22 protein-coding genes and 1 pseudogene are annotated in these 25,068 nt (G+C 63.1%); 1 reads left to right on the top strand and 22 read right to left on the bottom strand.

All coding sequences use genetic code 11. The features are described 5' to 3' along the window. Nucleotides 1–78 precede the first annotated feature (78 nt). The 13 genes and pseudogenes from IIB36_16785 to uvrB form a co-directional block, all read right to left on the bottom strand. Complete coding sequence (locus IIB36_16785) at nucleotides 79–1,491, bottom strand: lipopolysaccharide biosynthesis protein (protein MCH7533393.1); 1,413 nt, start codon at nucleotides 1,489–1,491, stop codon at nucleotides 79–81. Further along, nucleotides 1,478–2,728 carry a hypothetical protein gene (locus IIB36_16780; GenBank protein MCH7533392.1) on the bottom strand — a complete coding sequence of 417 codons (1,251 nt, stop codon included), beginning with the start codon at nucleotides 2,726–2,728 and terminating at the stop codon, nucleotides 1,478–1,480. The genes IIB36_16785 and IIB36_16780 overlap by 14 nt, the downstream gene beginning before the upstream one ends. Nucleotides 2,729–2,734: 6 nt before the next feature. Next, a complete protein-coding gene (locus tag IIB36_16775; GenBank protein MCH7533391.1) occupies nucleotides 2,735–3,370 on the bottom strand; it encodes a sugar transferase in 636 nt (211 codons plus the stop codon). A 52-nt stretch (nucleotides 3,371–3,422) separates the two neighbouring features. Then, the gene (locus IIB36_16770) at nucleotides 3,423–4,586 is read right to left on the bottom strand and encodes a DegT/DnrJ/EryC1/StrS family aminotransferase (GenBank protein MCH7533390.1); all 1,164 of its coding nucleotides are present in this window, start codon (nucleotides 4,584–4,586) and stop codon (nucleotides 3,423–3,425) included. Next, nucleotides 4,583–5,737 (bottom strand): NAD-dependent epimerase/dehydratase family protein, encoded by a 1,155-nt coding sequence (locus tag IIB36_16765; protein ID MCH7533389.1) that lies wholly within the window; start codon nucleotides 5,735–5,737, stop codon nucleotides 4,583–4,585. Before IIB36_16765 ends, IIB36_16770 begins: the two co-directional genes overlap by 4 nt. After that, nucleotides 5,734–6,831, bottom strand: a complete 1,098-nt coding sequence (locus tag IIB36_16760; protein MCH7533388.1) for a polysaccharide biosynthesis protein — start codon at nucleotides 6,829–6,831, stop codon at nucleotides 5,734–5,736. The genes IIB36_16765 and IIB36_16760 overlap by 4 nt, the downstream gene beginning before the upstream one ends. Next, nucleotides 6,831–6,968 (bottom strand): hypothetical protein, encoded by a 138-nt coding sequence (locus IIB36_16755; protein MCH7533387.1) that lies wholly within the window; start codon nucleotides 6,966–6,968, stop codon nucleotides 6,831–6,833. The genes IIB36_16760 and IIB36_16755 overlap by 1 nt, the downstream gene beginning before the upstream one ends. 175 nt (nucleotides 6,969–7,143) lie before the next feature. Beyond that, complete coding sequence (locus IIB36_16750) at nucleotides 7,144–8,127, bottom strand: GDP-mannose 4,6-dehydratase (GenBank protein MCH7533386.1); 984 nt, start codon at nucleotides 8,125–8,127, stop codon at nucleotides 7,144–7,146. After that, a complete protein-coding gene (locus IIB36_16745) occupies nucleotides 8,124–8,495 on the bottom strand; it encodes a cupin domain-containing protein (GenBank protein MCH7533385.1) in 372 nt (123 codons plus the stop codon). The genes IIB36_16750 and IIB36_16745 overlap by 4 nt, the downstream gene beginning before the upstream one ends. Continuing rightward, nucleotides 8,495–9,967, bottom strand: coding sequence for a GDP-mannose 4,6-dehydratase (locus IIB36_16740; protein ID MCH7533384.1), 1,473 nt, complete (start codon nucleotides 9,965–9,967; stop codon nucleotides 8,495–8,497). The genes IIB36_16745 and IIB36_16740 overlap by 1 nt, the downstream gene beginning before the upstream one ends. Nucleotides 9,968–10,351: 384 nt before the next feature. Further along, nucleotides 10,352–10,876: pseudogene (locus tag IIB36_16735) on the bottom strand (GDP-mannose 4,6-dehydratase). 3 nt (nucleotides 10,877–10,879) lie between these two features. After that, nucleotides 10,880–12,211 carry a UDP-glucose/GDP-mannose dehydrogenase family protein gene (locus IIB36_16730; protein MCH7533383.1) on the bottom strand — a complete coding sequence of 444 codons (1,332 nt, stop codon included), beginning with the start codon at nucleotides 12,209–12,211 and terminating at the stop codon, nucleotides 10,880–10,882. A gap of 41 nt (nucleotides 12,212–12,252) precedes the next feature. Then, on the bottom strand, nucleotides 12,253–14,235 hold the full coding sequence (uvrB, locus tag IIB36_16725) for an excinuclease ABC subunit UvrB (GenBank protein ID MCH7533382.1): 1,983 nt from the start codon (nucleotides 14,233–14,235) through the stop codon (nucleotides 12,253–12,255). Between the two features lie 304 nt (nucleotides 14,236–14,539). Here uvrB and IIB36_16720 point away from each other — a divergent pair, with 304 nt between their 5' ends. Next, nucleotides 14,540–15,268 carry a hypothetical protein gene (locus IIB36_16720; protein ID MCH7533381.1) on the top strand — a complete coding sequence of 243 codons (729 nt, stop codon included), beginning with the start codon at nucleotides 14,540–14,542 and terminating at the stop codon, nucleotides 15,266–15,268. A gap of 841 nt (nucleotides 15,269–16,109) precedes the next feature. On the opposite strand, the gene IIB36_16715 is transcribed toward IIB36_16720, so the two are convergent. From IIB36_16715 to IIB36_16675, 9 genes are all read right to left on the bottom strand, one after another. Next, nucleotides 16,110–16,568, bottom strand: coding sequence for a DUF86 domain-containing protein (locus IIB36_16715; protein ID MCH7533380.1), 459 nt, complete (start codon nucleotides 16,566–16,568; stop codon nucleotides 16,110–16,112). Beyond that, the gene (locus tag IIB36_16710) at nucleotides 16,565–17,008 is read right to left on the bottom strand and encodes a hypothetical protein (GenBank protein MCH7533379.1); all 444 of its coding nucleotides are present in this window, start codon (nucleotides 17,006–17,008) and stop codon (nucleotides 16,565–16,567) included. The genes IIB36_16715 and IIB36_16710 overlap by 4 nt, the downstream gene beginning before the upstream one ends. 208 nt (nucleotides 17,009–17,216) lie before the next feature. Further along, complete coding sequence (locus IIB36_16705; protein MCH7533378.1) at nucleotides 17,217–17,942, bottom strand: nucleotidyltransferase family protein; 726 nt, start codon at nucleotides 17,940–17,942, stop codon at nucleotides 17,217–17,219. 13 nt (nucleotides 17,943–17,955) lie between these two features. Next, complete coding sequence (locus IIB36_16700; protein ID MCH7533377.1) at nucleotides 17,956–18,891, bottom strand: NAD-dependent epimerase/dehydratase family protein; 936 nt, start codon at nucleotides 18,889–18,891, stop codon at nucleotides 17,956–17,958. Then, on the bottom strand, nucleotides 18,888–19,874 hold the full coding sequence (locus IIB36_16695; protein MCH7533376.1) for a kinase: 987 nt from the start codon (nucleotides 19,872–19,874) through the stop codon (nucleotides 18,888–18,890). Before IIB36_16695 ends, IIB36_16700 begins: the two co-directional genes overlap by 4 nt. Before the next feature lie 7 nt (nucleotides 19,875–19,881). After that, nucleotides 19,882–20,889 carry a GDP-mannose 4,6-dehydratase gene (locus tag IIB36_16690; GenBank protein MCH7533375.1) on the bottom strand — a complete coding sequence of 336 codons (1,008 nt, stop codon included), beginning with the start codon at nucleotides 20,887–20,889 and terminating at the stop codon, nucleotides 19,882–19,884. After that, nucleotides 20,886–21,857: an NAD-dependent epimerase/dehydratase family protein gene (locus IIB36_16685; protein MCH7533374.1), complete on the bottom strand. Its 972-nt coding sequence runs from the start codon at nucleotides 21,855–21,857 to the stop codon at nucleotides 20,886–20,888. Before IIB36_16685 ends, IIB36_16690 begins: the two co-directional genes overlap by 4 nt. Before the next feature lie 46 nt (nucleotides 21,858–21,903). Continuing rightward, nucleotides 21,904–24,129, bottom strand: a complete 2,226-nt coding sequence (locus tag IIB36_16680; protein MCH7533373.1) for a bifunctional (p)ppGpp synthetase/guanosine-3',5'-bis(diphosphate) 3'-pyrophosphohydrolase — start codon at nucleotides 24,127–24,129, stop codon at nucleotides 21,904–21,906. A 114-nt stretch (nucleotides 24,130–24,243) separates the two neighbouring features. After that, nucleotides 24,244–24,789: a Uma2 family endonuclease gene (locus tag IIB36_16675; protein MCH7533372.1), complete on the bottom strand. Its 546-nt coding sequence runs from the start codon at nucleotides 24,787–24,789 to the stop codon at nucleotides 24,244–24,246. Nucleotides 24,790–25,068 lie beyond the last annotated feature (279 nt).

The raw sequence follows: 25,068 nt of genomic DNA, 5'->3' as shown, positions 1-25,068 counted from the left end.
TGGAAGGTGTGTAGGTCCGCGGAGAATCTATCGAAGCATGCCCACGGAACCACCCATGGTGCGGTTCCTCGGACTTCCCTACCGGCGCTTCCGCTTCCCCTTCCCCTGCCCCTGCCCCTGGGCCCCGCCCCGGAGCCCCTGCATGACCAGCTGGTACGCCGCTTTCAACGACGCGGGCGCAAACGACGCGCCAGGGCGCACACCCACGAGCCTGCGGGCAAGCGATAGCATCAGGATCGCCTGGAGCAGCCAGGTTGCGGCCGCCGCCCAGGCGACCCCGGCAGCGCCGTACTGCGAGCCCGCCCAAATAGCACCGACGATCCCCGCGCCACCGCTGATCGCAGTCACCCTCAGCATTGGGATTTGGTGGCCGGTGAGCATCAGCGTGATATCAGCCGATCCGGCCCAAACGTTGACCGCCTGCCCGAGGCTCAGAACGGCCAGCAGCAGTGCCGCGTCGCGGTACGGATCGCCAAAGACGACACCCAGAATGGGTCCGCCAGCGATCGCGAACGCGGCCAGCACCACCAGCGCGGGCAGCGCCGCGACGGTCGCGGTGCCTCTCAGCGTCGTCTCGAGAGCCTCGATCTCTCCTCGAGCATGGTAGTCGCTGATGAAGGGCGGTACGACCGCGTTCGCGATCAGGAGCGGCATCTTCACGACGGTCACCAGACGGAATGCCGCGCCGTATAGGGCGACTTCCGCCTCCGGGCGTAGTGCGCCGAGGATCCACAGACCACTCTGGCCGACCACGAAGAGAAGCAAGTGCGTGCCAAGAAGCGGCATCGATACCGTCAGGACCTCCCGTAGCGCGATCTGGCCTCGCGGCAGCGCCCATAGGCGCCTCCACAGTGTCCCCGCGCCGATCAGCAGCGTCACCGCGGCTCCGACGATCGAGACTACCAGCGCCGCCCGGAAACCGAAGCTCACCCCAGAGACGAGCACAACCGCCAAGACGAGGACGAGCACCACGTTGTTCGCGACCCAGCCGAGAAGCACGGCCGCGCGGATATCTCCCAGCGCCCGATGCCCCTCGGTGTGCAGCTCGGCGAGCGCGAGCACTCCGACCCAGATCGCGATCAATCCAGAAACCCGCCCGATGTCCTCGGACTCGAAGAGCCGGCCGGCCAACTCGCCCCCCAGAAGCCACCAGGCCGAGCCTACCGTGACGCTACCCAGGAGTCCGAGCAGGACGACCCGTCCGGCCGCGGCTCGGGCCCGTCCGTCGCGGTCAGTCGCGCGGCTCGCGGCGACCAACCGGACCATCGTCGGCTTGCCCCCGAGCTGAGCCACGAGCACCAATACGGTCATTACGCTGAACGCCAGAAAATAGGCCCCGAGCTGATCGGGGGTGAGGAGTCGGGCAAGGAAGGCATTGATGAGCAACGCGAGCACGGTTCCGAGACCGCGGCCGCCAAAGGCCCAGACACTTCCGCTCAGCAGGCGGCTCACCGAAAGCCGGTGAACGCTCTCCGCCTCAGCGGGGGCCAACGGGCTCCCGCTCGAAGAACGCTTCACCCCAGAACGACCTGGAGACGAAGTAGCTGATCGTCGCAGCCACGAGCAGATTCACCTCGGTGCGAGCGAAGTCCATGTTGAACATGCCGTGCAGCAGCCACATCAAGAGAATGCCGCCGACGATCACCCCGGTTCGGTCGCCCAGGTCGACCGACAGCTTGATGTTGCGCACGGTGTATACGACCAAGCTGATCACCAGCGCGCCCCCGATGACCCCGAGTTTCCACCACGCGAAGCCGAACAGGTTGTGCACGTACGACTTGGTCGTGACCGCCTGGGCAGAATTCGTGTAGTTGAGGGCCGCAGAGAAGTCGCCGGACGCGCCCCACCCCTCGCCCATCACCCCGCCGTACGCCAGAGCCGACCGAAGCTCCGCCAAGCGGTAGCTCACAGCCCACTCCGCGTAGCTGGCTCGATTCAGGAAAGCGACCTCGTACGCATCCGCCAAGCGAGTCTGGGTCAGCGACTGCAGCGGCGTCCAAGCGAGCAGGATTAGGGCGACAGCTATGAAGCCACGCTTCAAGAGCGGACCCGCCCGCGGCGGCGTGGAGAAGACCACCGCATACAGGAACGCGAGTGCCGCGATCACCACCGGGCCGCGGCTGAGGGAGAGCATAGTGCGCCATAGCAGAAAAGGAAGTACGAGCAACAGTCCCGTCCGCACGGTCCCGCTGCCCGGCAGCAAGAGCACCGCCAATACCGCCACGATGAGCGCGTAGTGGTGGTATACGTTGTGGAACTCCCCCGATACCAAGCGTGTGAGCCGAGTATCGAACGCGTCGACGGACGACAAGTCCACGAGCGCCGATACCACGCCGATGCCCACGAAGAACCACATCGCCACGCGCCACTCACGCTCGCGCCGCAGCGTGAACGCAAAGACCGGCAGCAGCGCAAGGGGCGTGTTGCGAGACGCGAGCGCGATGGCCGTGCGGTTGTCCCAACCACCTTCCACGGACAACAGCATGCCGTAAGCGACGACCCCTGCCGTGACTGCCCACACGATCCCTGTGAACTTTACGATGCGTGGCATCGTCTGCGTCGCAGAGCGCACGTGAGACCCGCTCACCAAGCCGATGTAGAGCGCGAACAGAACCAGCGTCGCAACCACGAACGCCTGCAGGTACACCTCCATGACGGTCGTCTGACTGCGCACGAGCCCTCCGACCACGAAGAGTGTGGCCAGCAGGAGGGCGAAGAGGGATCTCATGGGCTCCTAGCGGCGAGACTCTTCCTGAAGCTGGACCTGGCTGGAGGGAAGCCAGTCATCCTCCCCCTCGGGTGAATGCAGTATCCTCAGCACTGTGCGCACGAGGATGGCCAGGTCCGACGTTATCGTTGCCCTCGACATGTACTGCAGATTCGCGGCGATCTTGTCCGGTATCACGGTGGATTCGTAGTACGACTCCCAGTCGGCCACACCGTCCAAAATGTCCTCCTCGTCAAGGTAGGCCAGTGTTGCCGGATCCGTGATGCCCGGCCGAAAGGCCAGGACGGCACGCTGATCCTCGTCATACAACGCTACGAATCGTGGGACTTCCGGTCTCGGCCCAACCAAGCTCATACTGCCCGCGAACACGTTCATGAGCTGGGGTAGCTCGTCGAGCTTCCACTTGCGCAGCCACCGGCCAACGCGTGTTACGCGCTTATCGCCCGCCACCGTGATCGAGGGACCTTCGCATTCGACAGCGAGCTCCATCGTGCGGAACTTCCAGATCCGGAAAATCTCCCCACCCCGCCCGACGCGCTCCTGCCGAAAGAAGACCGGACCGGGCCCGTCCAGCTTCACCGCGACCGCCACGAGCAGCGTTACCGGCAGAAGCACGACGAGCCCTGCGAGCGACAACGCCATGTCCAGAGCGCGCTTCACGGCACGGCCGAGCGGAGTCGTCACACCTATCACGTCACTTCCTTTGGCATATTGTGCCGCGGATCGCGTCCACGATTCGTTCTCCGTCCTCGTCGCTCAGCCCCGGATGCAAGGGAATGGTCACCAGGCGCTCGAAGGCGTCATGCGCCACTGGAAAATCCTCCGTCGTCAGTCCGTACTTTTCTCGGTAGTACGGTTGCACGTGTAGTGGAATGAAGTGAACCGAAGTGCCGATGCCCTGCTCGGTCAGACCGTGAACGAGCTGGTCACGGTCTATGCCGAGAACATCGGGTCGCACCCGTATGGGGAACAAGTGCCAGGCAGGATCGACGCCATGCCTCGTGGAGGGCAACTCCAACCCCTCGATGTCGGCGAACGCCTCTTGATAAAGGTCTACGATCTCTCTCCGGCGCGCCTGCATGCTGTCCAACTTCTTCAATTGACACATGCCCAGCGCCGCCTCCAAGTCCGTCATATTGTACTTGTAGCCGGGCGCGACGACCTCGTAGTACCAGGTCCCGCCCTCCGAGTGACGATCCCACGCCCCTGTCTGGATGCCGTGCAAGCTCAGTACTCGAGCTCGATCGACGAGCGCGGGATCACCCGTGAGCATTCCACCCTCTCCTGTCGTCAGGTTCTTCGTCGCGTAAAAACTGAAGGACGTGAGGTTGGGCGTGGCACCAACCGTCCGACCCTCGTACCGAGCCGGCAACGAGTGGGCGGCGTCCTCCACGACCGCGAGCCCGTGGTGATCCGCAATGGCTTGCAGCGCGTTCAAGTCAGCCGGATGGCCACCGTAGTGCACGACCATGATCGCCTTCGTGCGCTCCGTGATCGCGTTCTCGACCGCCTTCGGGTCGATGTTGAGCGTGTCCGCCTCCACGTCCACTAGCACCGGCTTCGCGCCGACGTGCTCGACCGCGTTCGCGGTCGCGCAGAACGTCATGGTCGGCACGATGACTTCGTCACCCGGCCCGATCTCGAGGACGATGAGAGCGAGGTGGAGTCCCGCTGTGCACGAGCTCAGGCCGAGGGCCGACGGCGCCCCCAGGTACTCGGCGAACGCTGCCTCGAACTGGCGGGTGCGCGGTCCACGAGAGATCCAGCCGGAGCGCAGGGCCTCGGCGACCTCGGCGATCTCCTCCTCCCCAAGGAACGGCGGCGAGAACTCCAGACGTGTGCGGCTATCATCCGTCATTCCGTCGACCAACGCACGCGCGGAGGAATCCGGTCCCTGGCGATCTGATCCTCGTACGCGATCACCTGACGCATCATCGCAGCTAGCACTTCATCGGTCATGTAGGTCGGCTCGAGGCCGAGGTCCAGCAGCGCGGAATGCGCGGGGTTGTAGTAGTGATCCTCCGCCTCCTTCCGTGGGTTCGGCACGTTCTGTACCTCGACGGCGAGCCCAAGCTCGCTCCCGACACGCTGCACGCGATCCGCAAGATCGTTCACCGAGAACGTCTCGGTGAACTGGTTCATGACACGCAACTCGCCGGAATCCGCCCTCGAACGCAGCGCCAACTGAATGCACTGCATCGTATCACGCAGGTTCAAGTAACCACGAACCTGTCCACCGGTCCCGTACACCGTGAGCGGGACTCCCGCCACCGCCTGCACGAGGAAGCGGTTGACCACCGTGCCGAAAATGTCGTCGTAGTGGAAGTTGGGAAGCAGACGCTCGTCGAGATTCGACTCATCGGTCGAGAGGCCGTAGACAGGTCCCTGCATGAGGTCCGTCACGCGCAGTCCGAAAGTGCGCACGTAGAACCAAAGCAGATCGGTATCGAGCACTTTGGTGGTGTGGTAGAGGCTGCCCGCCTGACGGGGATACAGGAACGTGTCCTTGCGCCCCTTGTGCTCTATCTCGATCCATCCTTCCTCGATATCGATGTCGGGCGTCCCGTACTCCCCCATCGTGCCGAGCTTCACGATGTGGCAGTCAGGTGCGTGCTGCATGACCGCCCAGATGACGTTGAACGTCGCGTTCAAGTTGTTCTGGAGTGTCAAGCGCGCCTCGTCGAAGCCCCGCATGGAGTACGGCCCCGACGGCTGCTCCGCATAGTGAACGATCGCCTCAGGCTTGAATTCCCGAACCACGCTCTCGAGGACTCGGTAGTCGGTGACGTCTCCGATACGGACCTCGATGCTCTTCCCCGTCAACTGCTCGAAGAGTCGAGCACGTTCCTCCAGATTCGGGTTGGGCATCAGCGCTTCGGACGAGGTCTGCCGTGCGATGGTGCGGCGCAGGTAGTTGTCCACCGCCATGACTTCGTCGCCGCGGGCAGCGAGTGACATGGAGGTGGGCCAACCCAGGTAGCCGTCGCCGCCCAGGATGAGCACCCTCATCGTTCCGCCATCTCCCAGACTCGGGTCCGCCCCGCCTCGCTGCTTGCACCCCCGTCGCCGTCGACCTCGAGCAGCTCGTGCTCCCTGAGGTACGTGCGGAGCTCTTCGCGCGTCATCGGCCTCTCGCGCGCCGAGTTGTAGGCCTCTTCGACGGTGCCGAGCGCTTTGGGGTGGATGTACTCGAGCTTGCCTCCCAGCGTCGTCGGCACCACCGGATGGATGACGAAGTGGTTCGGCAGCTCCTCCGCGCGCCGGACCTCCTCTTCGTTGAGCAGCTCTTCCCAGAGCTTCTCGCCCATCTTCGCGCCGATGATCTCGATGCGGATCTCGTCCGGATCGTGCCCGTACACGGGCGCCAGCTCCTCGATCATCACGTGCGCGAGGTCCTCGATCCGGAGGACCTGCATCTTGGTCACGAAGACCTCACCGCCCTGCGCCAGAAAGACCGAGTCCATCGTCAGCTTCACGGCTTCGCGCAGCGTCATGATGAAACGCGTCATATCGAGGTCGGTGATCGTGACCGGCCCTCCGTCATGTACCTGGCGGTGGAAGAGCGGAATCACCGAGCCCCGGGACCCGAGAACGTTGCCGAAGCGCGTCGAAGCGAAGATCGGTCGCGGGTCGCGCCGCCGAAGGTAGGCCGCGGTGAAGAGGCGTTCTCCCATCAGCTTCGAAGTGCCCATGACCGAGGTCGGGTTCACCGCCTTGTCCGACGAGGTCAGAATGACGCGCTCGACGCCGTTCGCCTCGGCGGCGTCCACGATGTTCTGCGCGCCGAGCACGTTGGTCTGAATCGCGTCACGAGGGGATTGCTCGCACAGATGCACGTGCTTGAGCGCCGCCGCGTGCAGGACCGTATCGACGCCCTCCATGACACGTTGCAACCGGGCGGCGTCCCGTACGTCGCCGAGCGAGAGCGTGACGAGCGTGTCGAGGTCGCTCGTCTCCTGTTGCAGGAAGAAAAGCTCGCTCTCGTTATTGTCGATCCCGATGATCTCGGTCGGGGCCTCCGTAACGAGTTGACGCAGGATCTCGCGACCTACGGTGCCGCAGACGCCTGTGACGAGAACTCTGCGGCCGGTCCAGTCGCTCATCAGAGCATACCCGAGGGCACGATGCGGTCGCGGGCCGGTGCGAGGACGGGGAGGCGCCCGGAAACCAAGAAGCCGTCCCAGTACTCGACCACATCGCACAGGACAGACCAGACCCTCTCCACGTCCTTTGTCAGCACACGCTCCTCAAGCAGTCACGAGCCTCCCGATTAGCCACCATTCAGCCAACTCTTCGAGCCGCGATACCTTCAACATCCGCTGGGAGCGCTCAAGAATCGCAATAAGGTATCGCGACAAGACCTCCTGCGTAACCAACCGGACCTAAACCTTGGTAGGGCGGTGAGCCCGCCCTTCTCAACCGCTGCGCTCGGGGTCGTCGAACCACTCGAGGAACATTCGCACGCCGTCCCGAAACTCCACGCTGGGCTCATACGCGAGCAGCGCCCGCGCCTTAGATACGTCCGCGTAGGTGCGCTCAACGTCACCCGGCTGCATCGGCTTCTGATCGACAGCGGGCTCGACCCCCATTTCCTCACCGAGCACCTGGATCATCTCGTGCAGCGACACGGTCCGGCTTTCGCCCAGGTTGACGATCTCGAAGAGCGGCTCAGAACGCCGGAGCAGATCGATGGACGCGAGAATCCCCTGGAGGATGTCGTCTATGTACGTGTAGTCGCGTTCGGTGGAACCATCGCCGAACATCGGAATCGACTGCCCTGCGCGCATCAGACGAGCGAACTTGTGGATGGCGAGATCGGGGCGTTGGCGAGGGCCGTAGATGGTGAAAAAACGGAGGGCCAACACCGACAGATCGTGGAGGTGATGATAGGTATGACACGCGAGCTCACCGGCGAGCTTCGTGGCGGCATATGGGGAGATCGGTCGGTCCACGACCAAGTCCTCCCTAAACGGCGCGACGTCACAATTCCCATACACCGATGAGGACGAGGCAAAAACGAAATGTGGAATGCCTCGCTGTCTCATCCAATCGAGCAGCCGCCACGTCCCATCCACGTTGACGCTCGAGTACAGTTGAGGATCCTCGATCGATGGTCGCACACCTGCCTTCGCGGCGAGGTGCACCACGAGGCTCACATCGGACGGCAGGCTATCCAACGTTGCGCCATCTCGGATGTCGCCCTCAACGAGGGAGAAGGTCGAGGCGGCACGGAGCTGGGAAAGGTTCTGCTCCTTGATGGCCCGGTCGTAGAAGTTATCGAAGGAATCGAGCCCGACCACTCGATGCCCCGCATGAACAAGACTTTCTGAGAGGTGAGATCCTAGGAACCCGGCGGCACCGGTGACTAGAATCGAACTGTTCGAAGGTAGAGGCGTCATGAGCCCTCGGGAGTTGGCTCGACTCTCCCGTAGCGGTCCGCCAGGCGCACCACGTCCTCCAAGTGCGGAGTGGACGCCTCCAGGATGTCCACGTCCGTCTCAGCCACCATGCGGTGAACCGTGCCCGTCGTCACATGGAATCGCTGACCCGCTTCCATATGGTAGTCCACGAGCTCGTCGGCTGACGGTCCCGCCTGGAACAGCATCGTGCCGCTCAGCAGGTAGATCGTCTCGTCCTTCCTCTCGTGGTATTGCAGCGAGAGCGCCTCACCCGCGTTCACGTGCAGGATCTTGCCGACGTACTGGTCGGTCTCGGCCCAGATGAGCTCATAGCCCCAGGGCTTCTCGACTCTGCGTGGTTGCTCGATCATATCGTGCGGGCGCGCGCGTCGTGACGCGCCAGCTCCTCCTCGAAGAACGGCAGCGTCCGCCGGATACCATCTCGGATCTCGACCTTCGGCTCCCAGCCGAGGACCTCGCGCGCGACCGAAATGTCCGGTTGCCGGACCTTTGGGTCATCCTCGGGGAGCGGCAAAGACTCGATCGGGGACTTGCTACCGGTCTCCTCCAACACGATTCGTGCGAGCTCCTTGATCGTGAACTCGTTCGGATTCCCGATGTTGGTCGGTTCCGAGCGGTCGGAGTGGAACAGCCGGTAGATCCCGTCGACCTCGTCGTCCACGTAGCAGAACGACCGTGTCTGGCTACCGTCTCCGTACAGGGTCAGCGGATCCCCGCGGAGCGCTTGCACGATGAAGTTCGACACGACGCGTCCGTCTCCGGGCCTCATGCGAGGTCCGTAGGTGTTGTGGGCAAACACACCATTGCCCGCCACGAAGTTCTCGTACTCGGGGACCGAGAAGTCGTAGACGAACTCAGATGCCTCGATCGGCTCGATGTCGTTGACGCGCGCCCATACGATGTCGCCGGAGCGGGTGGCATTGAGCGTCTGCTCCACTCCCTCGTCCCATGTCAGGATATCGAAATCGGAGAGCTCACAGACGGTCACCCGCCAAAAGGGGAATTCCCGGTCACCGTAGCGCTGCTTGAACGTCGTCGTGTACCGCCCCACCGACGCCACGATCCCGAAGCGAAGCAGAAGGTAGGTGAGGTCCGTGGCCAGCCCTTCGCTCACCGTGTTGAAGGCCAGCTCCCGACATTCCGGATATCCGGTGTGGGTGCCGTCGCCCTCACGATACCCCTCCAGAAAGTGCTTCAGGCGGCTGAGCGGAAGCTGGAGGACCCACCGGGGCAAGCGAATGTCGCGCGAATACCCCGTGACCTGGAAGACGTCCCGGAACAGTACGAGGAGCGTCTTGCCGTCGACATGGAGCGAGGGCCCTCGACCGTCCTGCGGCGGAATCACCGTAGGCACGAGGCCGAGCGTGGATTCAAAGATCTCCGCCGCTCGCAGCACGTACTCCTCGTCGGACGAGACAAGAAGCCGATAGGTACCGCGGCTGTCTACATGACATCCTTCTGCGATGAAGAGGCCTAGGAGCCAAAGAAGGTCCGGAGTTACCAGCACCTGCCGCGGCACCGACACCGACTTGCCTGTGCCGAACGCCTCGATTCGCGCGGATCTCGGCCAGGTGACGCCGTGCCGCCGAGCTAGCCTCGCCGCCACCGACAACGGGACCTTGTTCTGTCGCTTCCACGAGCGCCATACGCAGCCGACCGTGTTCCTTTTCCTGACGCTTCCATCGTAGCGCGAACTATTGAGTAACTGCTCGAAGATCTCGTCATGCCATTCGTCCAGAAGCGGAGTGATTCCTTCACCGACGAGGGCCCACCCCCACAGATCCTCCTCGGAATCCGCTGCTTCAACGAAGTGCTGCATGAGGTCCACGTCTGGCAGATCGCGCTCGACAACTGGGAGCCTGGCGGGAATCCCGACGTAGTCGCCGATCTTCAGGTCTCTTACGGGCACGGCCTGGGGACGACCATCGAGCCCCTTAATGAAGACACTGTGGTCGCCTGTCACGCGGATACGACGTCCGTACCGCATACTCACTCGATACGAGTCCTTGCCCCCCGAGGGGTACTTGATGAGGGCGTCCGCCTCTCGGAGCTCGACTCGGAGCGTCTCCGGGTTGAAGGCGGGCACGCGCATCTTCCGCCGGACGATCAATTGATCGGATGAGCGGGAGTCGAAGTAATCCTCGACCGCCTCGATATGCATCGACTCATCGTTGAACAGCATGATGGTCTCATCCGCCATGATGCTGTTGAAAATGCGAACGATCCGCGTATCGACCCCATGGTGTCTGTGGTACGCCATGGTAATCGCTTCGGCAAAACGCTTCGCCTCGTCATAGCAGCCACGAACGCCGATGGGGTTCACGTTGCCCCAGTAGGTCTCGGGCTGAGGATGTACGAGCGGATCCCCGTATACCTCGGAAGTGGAGGCGAGGAGAAAACGCGCACCCTTGGCCAATGCGATCCCGAGTGCGTTGTGCGTGCCGAGGCTACCCACCTTCAGTGTCTGAATCGGGATCTCGAGATAGTCGACGGGGCTCGCGGGAGAGGCGAAGTGGAGGACCCCATCCAGTTCCTCGTCGAAGAAGATCGGCTGCGAGATATCATGCTCGATCAGCCTGAATCCTTCGAACGCTTCCAGAATCGCTGAGTTATCGAGCGAACCCGTCACGAAGTTGTCGAGCCCGACGACCTCATCACCCTCTCTGAGAAATCGCTCAGCGAGATGAGAACCGAGGAAGCCGGCCGCTCCCGTGACGAGTACACGCATGCTCTAGTCGCTGCGCTCCGTCCTGACCGCGACGCCGGCGCGGCCGATGGAGACGTATTCGAAGCCCCTCTCGGCCATCTGGTCCGGGTCGTAGAGATTCCGGCCGTCCAAGACGAGCGGCCGCTCCATCGCATCGAGCATGCGCTCGAAGTCCGGACGCCGGTATGGGTGCCACTCGGTGTGGATTACGAGTGCGGCGGCACCGTGCAAGGCGTCGTAGTTGACGTCCGCGAACTCCACACGATCGCCGAAGCGACGGCGGGCCTCGTCCATCGCGACGGGGTCGTGAGCGACCACACGCGCCCCCCGTTCGAGCAGCCCCTCGATCGTGACGATGCTCGGCGCTTCCCGCATGTCGTCGGTGTTCGGCTTGAAGGCGAGACCCCAAACCGCAACGGTGCGGCCCGTGAGGTCTTCCCCGAGCCGATCGACGAGCCGCTCGAGCAAGATGCGCTTCTGTCGCTGATTGACGTGCTCGACCGCCTGCAGAATCGAAGGGTCGGCACCGAGCTCGCTCATCGTGCGTGCGAGCGCTTGCACATCTTTCGGAAAACAAGAACCACCGTATCCAACCCCTGGGAAGAGGAAGCTCGAACCGATGCGCGTATCGGAGCCGATCCCCTGTCGCACCGCATTCACGTCGGCTCCGGCCTTCTCGCACAGCTGCGCAATCGAGTTCATGAAGCTGATCCGCATCGCCAGCATCGAGTTGGCCGCGTACTTGGTGATCTCGGCAGAAGGAACGTCCATGATCAAGATCTCGCGCCCCGTGCGAACGAAGGGGGCGTACAGATCGCGAAGCACCTCTGCAGCGTACTCCGAGTCCACACCGAGCACCACGCGATCAGGCTTCATGAAATCCTCGATCGCCGCCCCCTCCTTCAGGAACTCGGGGTTCGAGCAGACGTGGACCGTATGCTTCGTCCGCGACTCGATCTCGTCCCTCACACGCTTCGCGGTGCCGACCGGCACGGTGCTTTTCGTGATCACGATCTTCTCGCCATTCATCGACTCGCCGATCGTGCGAGCTACGGCCAGGACGTGCTGAAGGTCGGCCGAGCCGTCCTCGTCCGGTGGCGTGCCCACGGCGATAAAAACGATCTCGGAGGCGCGCACCGCCTCAGGCACCTCCGTGGTGAAACTCAAGCGGCCCGCCTCGAGGTTGCTCTCGATCAGCGGCTCCAGCCCCGGTTCGAAGATTGGGATCTCGCCCCGATTGAGACCGTCGATCTTGTCCTGATCGATGTCGGCACAGATCACGTCGTTGCCGGATTCGGCCAGGCAGGCACCTGCGACGAGGCCAACGTATCCCGAGCCGACTACCGCAATCTTCATATGGTGCCGAGTGAGGTCTTGGAGATGGTGAGGGCCCTAAACTACTTCACCGCCCGCAGCTCGAACAACTGATCCCGAATCAGCGCCGCGCGCTCGAAGTCCAACGCCTCCGCCGCTTCCTCCATCTCCTTCTCGAGGATCTTCATATACTCCTCGCGGTTCACCTCGTCGGCGTAGGTCTCACGCGGCTCCGCGACCACGGCCGGCGCCTCGCGCGCGTCCGCGACGCGTGTCGAGAACTCGATCTCCTCGACGCTCTTCCGGATCGTCTGGGGGGTGATGCCGTGCTCTTTGTTGTGCGCGATCTGGATCTCACGCCGCCGACTCGTCTCATCGATGCAACGCCGCATCGACTTCGTGACGCGGTCCGCGTACATGATCGCTCGGCTGTTCACGTTCCGGGCCGCGCGCCCGATGGTCTGAATCAGCGACCGTCCATCTCTCAGGAAGCCTTCCTTGTCGGCATCGAGGATCGCGACCAGCGACACCTCTGGGAGATCCAGCCCCTCCCGCAACAGGTTGATGCCCACGAGCACGTCGATCTTGCCCAGTCTCAAGGACCGCAGGATCGCCATGCGCTCGATGGTGTCGATCTCCGAGTGCATGTAGCGGACGCGCACGCCGACCGACTGGAGGTACTCAGCGAGGTCTTCCGCCATGCGCTTGGTCAGCGTCGTCACGAGCACGCGCTCGCCTCTCTTCTCGCGCTCGCGGATCTCCGCGAGCAGGTCGTCCACCTGCCCCTTCACGGGACGAACGTCCACCGCGGGATCGACCAGACCCGTCGGCCGAATGATCTGCTCGACTACGACGCCACCCGATCGCTCGATCTCCCAATCGCCGGGTGTCGCCGAAGCATAGATCGCTTTGGGCACCAGACTCGCCCATTCGTCGAACCTGAGTGGACGGTTGTCGAGCGCGGACGGAAGTCGGAACCCGTGCTCGATCAGCGTCTCCTTCCGGGACCGATCGCCCTTGTACATGCCGTTGATCTGCGGCAAGGACACGTGCGACTCGTCGACGATCGTGAGGAAGTCCGCCGGGAAATAGTCGATCAGGCACGCGGGCCGCTCACCGGTCCGGCGCCGACTCGTGTACAGCGAGTAGTTCTCGATCCCTGGGCACGTCCCGATCTCGAGCATCATCTCGATGTCGAAGTTCGTGCGCTGCTCGAGCCGCTGTGCCTCCAGGAGCTTGCCCTCGTTCCGGAACCTGGCGAGCTGTTCGTCGAGCTCGGAGCGGATGAGGGGGGCCATCTCGTCGATCGTGCGACGCTCGGTCACGTAGTGGCTCGCGGGATAGATCGCGGTTCGGTCCAGAGTCGTGATGATCTCTCCCGTCAGCGGATCAAAGCGGGTGATCCGCTCGACCTCATCGCCCCAGAGCTCGATGCGGATCGCCTGGTCGTCGTACGCCGGAAAGACCTCGACCGTGTCCCCTCGTACACGAAAAGTCCCGCGCTCGAAGAGGTAGTCGTTGCGCCGGTACTGGATGTCGACAAGGCCGCGCAGGATGTCGCGCCGGGGTTTTTCGCCTCCGACCTCGACGTGGAGCATCAGGCTCCGGTAGTCCATCGGGCTTCCGAGACCGTAGATGCACGAGACCGACGCAACCACAATGACGTCCTCTCGTTCCATGAGAGACGAGGTCGTGCGCAACCTCATCCGCTCGATGTCCTCGTTGATCGAGGCGTCCTTTTCGATGTAGGTGTCCGTCGAAGGGACGTAGGCCTCGGGCTGGTAGTAGTCGTAGTACGAGATGAAGAACTCGACCGCGTTGTGCGGGAAAAGCGACTTGAGCTCACCGTAGAGCTGCGCGGCGAGCGTCTTGTTGTGCGACATCACGAGCGTCGGCCGGCCGTAATCAGCGATCACGTGCGCGATCGAGAACGTCTTCCCGGTGCCTGTGGCTCCCAGGAGAACCTGCGCGGTGTCCCCCCGCTTGAGGCCTTCGTTGAGCTCGACTATCGCGGTGGGCTGGTCACCCGCGGGCTCGTGCCGTGAGACGAGTTCGAAGGAGGTCACAGCGGTCGGGTGTATGCTCCGAGAGGGACATCATGAGAGGCCTGGAAGGTAGGCGAAGAAATGCCGAAGGAGGAGGGTCGCAGGGCCCTGTCGCCGACCCGCGTAGGCTAGTCGACCGGAACAGTCAACTCTGACACAGTTGCGTTCCGTATCAAAATCTTTCTAACTTTGGCTAATCCAAAGTTTCACGTCTCAGCATACAATTTTCTTAGTATGCAACAACTTCAATATTTGTTATACACTTAGATTCATGCCTTTACTTACATTTGCGCCGCTGTGGGATAGGCTTCTATCTGAGGGTGTAGTGACTATCACTGCGCCGGAATTAGCCGCGCGTGCTGGTGCGACCTTGAAGACCACCTACTGGGCCGTGCACAAGGCAAAGGCACGAAAGAAACTGTTCAGCCCGACGAAGGGGCTCTACGTGCTCGTACCGCCGGAGTACCGCTCCTGGGGAGTCGTACCCGCCGATTGGTTCATCGACGACATGATGCGCCACCTTGGTCGCGCCTACTACCTCGCCTTCCTCACCGCTGCTGCTCGTCACGGGGCCAGCCACCAAGCATCGCAGCTATTCCAAGTGGTCTGCGATGGCAAGGTGGGCGATAGAGATATCGGCGGGATTCGCTTGCGGTTCTACACCGCCTCGGGCATTGCGGCGCGCGCCGTCCAGGGCCTTACCGGCCCCACCGGGTCCTTGTCGGTGGCGACTCCGGAGACCTGCGTGCTCGACCTCGCGGATCGACCTGAAGCCGGCGCCGGGATCAATGTCATTCTCGAAGTCCTCGGGGGGCTGGATCTGGACGTGGAGAAGCTCGTGGAAGCCGCGCGACTCCGCTCTCGCGCTGCTGTTCGCCGATGCGGCTGGTTTCTCTCGCGAACACATCCGGACCTCAAGATCGATCGGCTTCGCGAGCTTGCTTCCCCGGACACGGGCGACCACACCCTTCTCGTCTCTTCAGGAGAGAGGCGAGGGAGCCATGATCACGGTTGGGGTGTCGTGGTGAACACGCTTGTGGAGCAAGCGGCGTGATACCAAGGCCCGTTTTGGCCGCATGGAGGAAGACCGTCCCTTGGCGCGAGGACCGTCAGGTCGAACAGGACCTGCTCCTCTCGATCCTAGCGTTAGCGGTAGCTCAGCATCCTGACACGGCAGAGCATCTCGTTTGGCGGGGCGGAACGTGTCTCCACAAGCTGCACCTGGACCGTCCACGCCGGTACAGTGAGGACCTCGACTACGTCCTCGTTGGTGGCGTCGCACACGGTACCATCGCTAGCGCCTTGCGGGAGATTACCACAGATCTCGGTTTGAGTGACGACCGCTGCGACGTCACCGCTACGCGCATCAACCTCTGGGTATCAGCACCCACGGAAACAGGCCCACCCATCACGATCAAGTTCGAGGTCAATTGCGCCGACGCCGATCCGGTCCTTGACCTGGTATGCCTCGACCATGTTGTCGACACACGCTGGTGGGCCGGCAAAGCGGGCATCCTCACGTTCCAACCAGCAGAATTGGTTGGAACGAAGTTCAGGGCCCTGGCGCAGCGCCGTAAGGGACGGGACCTATCCGACATCTGGCTCGCTCGTCGCGAGCTTCCCATCGCCGATACTGAACTCGCGCAAGCTGCCGATCACTACCTCGACCATGAAGGAATCTCGCCCGCCGAGCTACGTGCCCGGATCGCGGCTCACATCCGAGACCCAGAATTCTGCCATGACCTCAACGTGCTCGCGGCATCCTCCTACGAAGGGTTCAATCCAGTTGATGCAGGGCGCGACCTGATTCGATGGAGCGACTGTCACCTCGACCCCCTTCATGACGCCCGACGCAATCCGAACGCGGTGCGGCGAGAGCAGCTGGAAGATTCGGGTCACACGCCCGAGTCAATCATGTCCGGGTGGTCGCGGATCCACCGGTGGAGCCCGCCGAGAACCACTTCGACATCCGTCAGCCGGCTCGAACACAGTTCGTACAGCTCAGCGTCCGATACGCGATCGTAGAAATGCACTATTCGGTTACGGTACCCCGCCATCTTGACGAATAGCGCCGCCTCGTCCTCCATGAGCACACCCTGGGTGCCGAGGCGCTCCGCCACCTGTCTGTATTCCGCGGGCGCGTCGCCGAAGCCCTTGGCCAGAGTGTGCCGCCCGAGGTCCAAGAGCGCCTCGAGCGCTCTTCTGAGGCACGACTCGGCGGCGTCGACGTTCCGCTGATCCGAGGCGAAGTCCTCAAGAGACGCAAGAGGGAGCATGCGGATGCGCTCGAGCATCTCCCTCACCCAGTCGGACCGCTCGGTCACGACCTTCCGGCTGAGACGATCCGGCGTCATCGCTCGAGATATCGAGAGAGGACGAGCTCCTCGCGCGCTTTCTGGAAGGGTGCCAGGTCCCCGGCTCGTCTCAGCACGTAGAGCTCGTGCTCCGACTGTGCGTCCCGGTCACTACAGTAGAGGAGTTCCCCCCGGATCACGTCCAACGCGAGGAAAGCCTTCGACCCCGGTAGCACGACCAAGTCCACGCGCGGGGCTTCGAAGAGGCACTCCAGCTCCTGAGTCAGCCGGACGACGTCGTCGCCACCGAGTCTAGCGCCAGGCAGCGGCTGTACACCGATATCGATGTCCGATGACAGGCGAGTCACAGCAACACCGTCGGGCTCTCCCCTGACGCGGGCGGCGACCTCCTCGGCGCGACTCCCGAACACGTACATGTCGGCCAGGCCGAAGCGACTACACAGCGCGTCGAGCTCCGCCCGAAGCTCGGAATTCCTCATCACCTCTCAGCCTCCAGGTGGTCGACGCGCGCCTCCACGGAGATGAAGTCCCGCAGTTCGGCGATCTCGGCAGAGGGTCATGGCCAAGCTTGATCAGTTCGACGGAGGTCCGCGAAGAACACCCCCGAAGCTACCGTGAGCCCCGGAACGTGACCATGCCTTGTTGGGACGCCAAGGGACGCGTGGCCGATCGTGGCCAGCGCGCCCACTACTCGCTGCGGCCCTGCCACCACTCGGGCACGCTCGTCTGAGCCCGTTCATACGTCTCGGGCAGACCGATGTCGATGAAGAAGCCCTCGTCGACGACGCCGCTCAGGGCACCCTCCGCCACCAGCGCCGGCAGGAGCTCGGTCTCGATGGACGACGGCGTCCCCAGCCGATCGATCGCTTCCCGGCGCAATGCGTAGATGCCGCCGTTGATGAGCCCCGCTCCGCTTTCGTTGTTCTGGGCGCTCTTCTCAGCGAATCCGACGACGTTGCTTCCGTCCAGCCTGACGCGTCCGTATCGCGCCGTGTCCGGCACCCTCCGGAGTGCGACGGCTCCGAGCTTCCCTGAGTCGAGCAGAGTCTTTCCGACCCGGGGCAGAGAAGCGTCGAACAGCGTGTCGCCGTTGAGCACGAAGAAGCTCTGGTCGAGCCGCTCGCGCAGAAGCGGCAATGCGCCACCCGTCCCCAGTGGCTCGCTCTCGATGAACGTCTCTATCTCCAGCGGCGACTCGAGTCGCGCCAACCACTCCGAGAACGAGTCTGCCTGATGGCCGATGGCGAGGACGATGTTGGTCACTCCCTGGCGCGCAAGGTTGTCGAGCAGCCACTCGAGAAACGGTCGCCCCCCCACGGGCAGCAGTGACTTCGGCTGCTTCTCGGTCAACTCCCCGAGGCGGGTTCCGAGTCCCCCGGCAAGTACGACGGCCTGCCGGATCGCTTCCGTCACTCCGCCGCCGTGCTCATCGCTCTCTGAAATCTCCGCGGTGCGAGCGAAACCAGTCGATGGTTCGGCTGATGCCGGTCTCGAGAGTGTGCGCGGCGCTCCAACCCGTCGAGCCGATCTTCTGGACGTCGAAGACCCTCTCCCGCTGGCCCGCCGGCTTTGTGGTGTCGTACGTGATCTCCCCCGTGTACCCCGCGGCCTCCGTGATCGTCTCAGCCAGCGCGCGAACCGTCGTCTGTTCGCCCGACGCGACATTGACCGGCCCTGAAAAGCGTTCGTCCAGAAGGCGGATCATCGCGTCGACGCAGTCCTCGACGTAGAGGAAATCGCGCATCGCCGTGCCGTCGCCCCAGATCGCTACCTCCAGCGCTCCGCTCTCGGTCGCCTCGACGAAGCGCCGGACGAGCGCCGGCACCACGTGCGAGTGCTCCAGGTGGAAGTTGTCGTGCGGCCCGTACAGGTTCGCCGGGAGGCAGTAGCAATAGTCGAGGGCGCCGTGCTCCTTCAGCGCCTCGAGGTGAACGAGCATGCCGCGCTTCGCGTACGCGTACGCATCGTTCGTTTCCTCCGGGATGCCGTCGAGGTACTCCTCTTCCCGAAGAAGCTCTCCCTCCAGGCGCTTGGGGTACGCACACCCCGTGCCCATAGCGAACACATACTCGACGCCCGCATCGACGGCAGCGTCGAGCACGTGCGTGTTGATCAGCACGTTGTCCCTATAGAATCCCGGCTTTTGCGTCGAGTTGGCAAAGATACCGCCTACGCGCGCCGCGAGGTGAAAGAGGATCCTGGGGCGGATCTCCTGCAGTAGCTCACGTGCCACCTGTGCCTCACGCAGATCCCACTCGCTCCCTGTCGCGACGACCTGGTGGCCGTCGGCCCGTAAACGCTCGACGAGGTTCCGCCCGACGAGTCCGGTACCGCCTGTGACGAGGATCGGCGACTCGGTCATTGAGGGGTCCCGGGCTGGTAGTGGATGACCTGCATACCCGTGCGCTCGAAAGAAAAAGGCACGAACAGCAGGTCGGCGAGCCGCTCGCGGACCGCGCGCTGCATCTCCTCGGGGCAGACCAGGATCATGAATCCGCCGGCCCCCGCCCCCAGGATCTTGCCGCCCGTCGCCCCGGCATCGCGCGCAGCGTTGTACGCCTCGTCGATCATCTCGTTCGTGGTTCCAGGGAACTCGCGCTTGCGTAGCCACGTCTCGTGCAACAGGTCGCCGAGATCTCTCATTTCCCCGGCCGAGATGATGCGCAGCGCCGACTTCACCGAATCGTGGATGAAGCGCAGCAAATGATCGTACCCCTCCGGGTCGTAATTGCGCGCAGGTGATACCTGTCCACTTTGGCGCGCCTTCGGGATGTAGCAGAGCAGCAAGGACCGTTGCAATGCCTTCAGTCGCTCGGGCGGAAGAACGATCGGATGGACCACGAAGTCACCTGTCGGATCGAATTCGATGTGGTTGAAGCCGCCGTACGCCGCGGCGACCTGGTCCTGATACCCACCCGGCTCCTTGAGCACATGTCGCTCGAGTCGGATGGCCTCGATGGCGAGGTCCTTGCGAGACAGTAGCCGCCCATCGAGCCCGCCCAGCGCCCCAACAAGGCCGACGCCGAACGCGGAGCTCGTTCCCAGCCCGCTCCACGCGGGCAGGTCGGCGTCGTAGTGGATCTCGATATCGGTCCGCTTGAAGCGCTCTAGCGCTGCGCGGATCAGAGGATGCTGGATCTCGTCGAGCTCGGAGACCAGCTCGATCCGGGAGTAGGCCAGGCGCACCCTGTGATCGAAGAACGGCGGCAACGGCCGCGCTGTCACGTAGCAATACTTGTCGATGGTGGTCGACAGGACGGCGCCACCGAAGCGCTCGAACCAGACCGGCATGTCGGTGCCGCCTCCGAAGAAGGAGACGCGGAAAGGGACGCGCGTGATGATCATCTCAGCCTTACCGCGTCAGGAAGTTCTGGCCCTTGCCGACGCGCACGCGCCAGTAATCGAGCAGGTCCCGCATGGTCGTCTCGAATGGGATCTCCGGCTCCCAGCCCGTGTGCTCCCTGAACTTCGACGTGTCCGGCACCTGCAGGTCTGCGTCGATGGGACGGAGCCGCTCCGGGTCGACCGCTACCTCGATGTCGTCTCGGACGCTGAACGAGATCAGCGTGTCGAGCATCTCTCCGACCGTACAAGAATAGTTGCCTCCGATGTTGTAATACTCCCCCCCGACCGGGTCATGCGTCACGAGCAGATAATACGCGCGCACCGCGTCGCGCACGTCCGCGAATGTCCGTAGTGAATCCAGGTTGCCCACGTTGACCACGGGCGGTATCTGGTCCGCCTCGATCATCGCGATCTGCTTGGCGAATGTGGACTCGGCAAAGACGTCACCACGGCGCGGCCCCGTGTGCGTGAACATTCGCGTCGTCATCACCGTCATCCCATACGCTTCCGCGTAATACCGCCCCAGCAGGTCGGTTCCCACCTTGGATATCGCATACGGTGACGCCGGATGAAACGTCGTCTCCTCCCCGATCGGCACGAGCTCCTTCGGGACACGGCCGAAGACCTCGGAGGACGCGCACACATGGACAACCGGATCGAAGTCCGAGTGCCGGATGGCCTCCAGCACGTGTGCGGTGCCCTGAATGTTGGTCTCGAGCGTGTCGAGCGGCGCGGTGAACGACGTCTGGGGATAGCTCTGCGCCGCCAGGTGGAAGACGTAATCGGGCCTCGAAGTCTCGATCGCTCGCTGGATCGAGACGTAGTCGCGCAGGTCGCCATATACCAGCCGGATCCGATCGCCGCGGTTTATGCGATCCAGGTGGTGCTCGATGTTGTCGAGAGGGCTGCGCCAACGCGCGAGCCCAACGAGGTCCCAGTCGCTGTTGTCGAGCAGGTAGTCGGTGAGGTGAGAACCGACCATGCCGGTGATGCCGGTGATGAGGGCGGTCGTCATGCAGCAACATCGTGCGCGACTTGTTGCTCGATCCATCGGTAGGTCTTTTCGATGCCGTCTCGTAAGGATGCGGTCGGCCTCCACCCGAGGCGCTCTTCGATCAGGCGGTTGTCAGAGTTCCGCCCACGAACACCTTGTGGCCCGGGGACATGTCGAAGCGAGATCTGCTTGCCCGAGATCGCAATGATCATGTCGGCCAACTCCTTGATGGTCACCATTTCGTCGGACCCGATATTTACGGGGCCCGTCCAATCGGATCGCATGAGTCGAAGGGTACCCTCAATGCACTCGTCGACGTAAAGGAAGGACCGAGTCTGGAGACCGTCCCCCCAGACCTCGATTTCCCCACCATCCTCCGCCTGGGCAACCTTGCGGCAGAGGGCGGCGGGCACTTTCTCCTTGCCTCCCTGCCACGTCCCTTCGGGCCCGAAGATATTGTGATATCGAGCAACCCGGACCTGCATCCCGTAGTTTCGCCCGAATGCATCGAAGAGCCGCTCGCTAAAGAGCTTCTCCCAGCCATAGTCGCTGTCAGGAGCAGCCGGGTACGCCGAGTCCTCGGCACAGTTTGGGTTATCCGGGTCCATTTGGTTCCGCTCCGGATAGATGCAAGCCGAGGACGAATAGAAGATCATCTTCATGTTAGCTTGGCGACCCGCTTCTAGCATGTTGAGATTGATCAGCGCGGAATTATGCATGATGTCCGCGTCGTTCTCACCGGTGAAGACGAATCCTGCGCCTCCCATATCGGCGGCGAGTTGGTACACCTCGTCACAAGATTCATCCAAGGCCTTGCTGCAGACATCGGGGTCCCTGAGGTCACCGACGACGAAGTCATCGGCTGAAGTTTCGGAGAACTCCGGAAGCTTGAGGTCGACTCCCCGCACCCAAAGACCCTCTTCTTTGAGTCGGTGGACCAGGTGGCTACCGATAAAACCTCCGGCACCGCACACCAAAGCTCGTTTCATCTAACTCGCTTCAGTTTGCCGGTCTCCGGTTGCCGGTCTCGGGGCGTCACGCCCAGCCCAGGTCATCGTCATCGAAGTGCTCTCTCCGTTCGACGTCCAGAACGCCCTTCACGCGCCCGATCGAGCGGCGAACCTTTTCGAGGTGGGCCAGATCACGCACCTCGACCACGAATTCGCCGTGCATCCCACCCTCCGTGGTCCGCATGTCCGCGTGAGAGATGTCGGTGCCGGTATTCGTGATCGCTTTGGCAACGTCGGAAAGTAACCCGCGGCGATCCGATCCCCGCATGTACAGCTTCACGAAGAATCGATCGCCTTTCTCCGCCGCCCATTCGATCTCGATGCGTCGCTCAGGATCGCGGGAGAGCGCGAGCACATTGGGGCAGTCCTGCCTGTGGATGGAGACCCCTCTGCCGCGCGTGATGTACCCGATGACCGGATCTCCGGGCACCGGCTGACAACAGCGCGAATACCGCACCATCAGGTTGTCCATGCCCTGAATGCGCACGCCACGGCCGGAGATCTTCAGGCGGGCCGCGATCCGCTCCAGCGCGGTGGGTTGGCGCTTGGCGACCTCGGCAGGATCGTGGTCGCTGAAGAACTGCTTGATGACCGCGGTTGGACCGACGTCACCCCGGCCGAGAGCCGCATACACCTGATCGAACTCCTTGTAAGCGAGCGCGATCGCCACCTCGAGGCGCTCATGCGGATCGCTCGGGAGCGTCCGCTTCGCCTTTTTCAGCTCACGGTCCAGCAAGTCCTTCCCGATCTTGAACGCCGAATCGAACTCCTCCACGCGGATCCATTGCCGGATTCGCGTCCGCGCCCGCGACGTCTTCACGAACGCCAGCCAATCTCGGCTCGGCCGTTGCTTCGCGTTGGTCAGGATCTCGATCGTATCGCCGTTCTTGAGCTCACGGGACAGTGGGGCGATGCGGCCATTCACCTTGGCGCCGGCGCAGTGGTTGCCGACCTCGGTGTGAACGGAGAACGCGAAGTCGATGGGAGTGGCGCCGGTTGGAAGGGCTTTCACGTCTCCTTCCGGCGTGAAAACGAAGATCTCGCCTCTGAAGAGGTCCATGCGGAGGAATTCCATGAACTCCTCAGGCTCCGCCGTATCCTGTTGCCATTCCAACACTTGTCGGAACCACGTCAGCGCCTCGTCGACCTCGGTCCCCCCTCGGTGGGCTGCGTCGTCTTCCTTATATCGCCAGTGCGCCGCGATCCCGTACTCCGAGGTTCGGTGCATTTCATGGGTGCGGATCTGGATCTCGTAGCGACGCCTTCCCGGACCGAAGACGGTCGTATGCAGCGACCGATACATGTTCGACTTCGGGGTCGCGATGTAGTCGTGGAAACGCTCCGGGATCGGCGTCCACTTGCTGTGGATGATGCCGAGCGCGGCGTAGCAGCTCTGCACCGAATCGGTGAGAACCCGCATCGCCATCAGGTCGTAGATATCCTCGTACGGTCGCCCTTGCAGCATGATCTTCCGGTGAATCGACCAGAGGTGTTTAGGGCGACCGGTCACCTCGGCTGGGATGTCAGCCTCCTCGAGGGCCTCCTCGAGCGGGCGCCGCATCTCGAGGATCTGGCGCTCTCGCTCCTTGCGGCGCTGCTTGATCTTCTTGGTGAGCGCCGCGTAAGCGTCCGGCTCCAAGAACTTGAACGCCAGATCCTCGAGCTCCCACCGGATCGCGGCCATCCCCAGCCGATGAGCGAGCGGCGCGTATATCTCACGGGTCTCGAGAGCGATCCGTCGGCGCTTGTTCTCGGACAGGTGCTCGAGCGTGCGCATGTTGTGCACTCGGTCGGCGAGCTTCACAAGGATTACCCGGGCATCCTCGGCCATGGAGAGCAGCATCTTTCGGTAGTTCTCGACTTGCTGCTCTGTGGCGGACTGGAACTGGACCTTGCCCAGTTTTGTGACGCCGTCGACGATCGTCGCCACTTCGCTGCCGAAGCGCTGCTCCAGGTCCGCTAGCGAAATCTCGGTGTCCTCGACCACGTCGTGGATCAGGCCGACGATGATCGATGCGGTGTCGAGTCGAAGCTGCGCGAGGAGAGTCGCCACTTCGATTGTGTGGGTTACGTACTCCTGCCCCGACGCACGGGTCTGTCCCGCATGCGCCTCTGCCGCGAGCTCGTAGGCGTCGCGAATCGCGTCGACGTCCAGCCGATCCGCGTACGCTTCCAGAGCCCGGGCGAGGGGGCGGGGGAGGCCGCGGATGGTCGGGGTCGACGGGGGAGTGGTGGTCGACGTCGTAGCCATCTCTCTGAATGTACGGGCAATCGTAGATGTGCGAGGATGACCCGCGCATACGTGGCCGTCCAGAAATGCTCGGAACACCGGTTCCTGGCGAAAGGTCCGGATGGTCTCAGTCGCCTACACCCCCCGGAACACCTCGAGGAGCGGGATCTCGAAAGCGCGGCCGGCGACATGCCAGCGCAGGACGTCCCTGACCTGCTCCGGCTCCTCCGATTCCGGGCGCCAGACCTCCACCATTCGCTCGTCGATGTCGATGATCCACACCTCCTCCACCCCGCTCTCCAGATAGCGCTTCCGCTTGAGGTTCCGGTCGTAGCTCTTGCTGCTCGGCGACAGGATCTCCACCACGAGGTCGGGGGGACCGTGCACGTCCCCTTCGGGATCGGCGATCTCCAGTCGGTCCTTCCGGATGAAGACGACATCCGGCTCCAGCACCAGCTCGTCGTGGAGGTGCACGGTGATGGGGCCTACAGCCATCCCCAGATCGTGCTCGCGGGCCCGCGCCTCCAGCGCCAATATGACGTCAACGGCTACCCGCTGGTGGTTGACCCGCGGCGTGGGCGTCACGAACAGCTCGCCGTCCACGATCTCGTGGCGCCGGTGGTCTTCCGGGATGGTTTGGTGGTCCGCGTAGGTGTAGCGGACGGTTGAAGCTCGACGCACCGGAGGCCTCCAGAGGTGGCAGGGGGACAACGCATGATAAGGGATCGCAGCTCGGGGCGGGAAGTGCCTGGACGTTGAATGCTCCGGAACGCTGCCGCTTACGGACGGGCGGGAGAATGGTGGAATCGGAACGGATATGGCAGTCCCGATGATCCTTATCCTCAGCTCCGTAGCAGCTTTGCACCGAATCGGTGAGAACCCGCATCGCCATCAGGTCGTAGATCTCCTCGTAGGGTCGCCCTTGGCAGCATGATCTTCCGGTGGATCGACCAGAGGTGC

The sequence above is a fragment of the Gemmatimonadota bacterium genome (assembly GCA_022560615.1).
Classification (GTDB): domain Bacteria; phylum Gemmatimonadota; class Gemmatimonadetes; order Longimicrobiales; family Gaopeijiaceae; genus UBA1138.
Note: the sequence above shows the minus strand (reverse complement) of the source record. Positions and strands in the feature narration are given on the sequence as shown.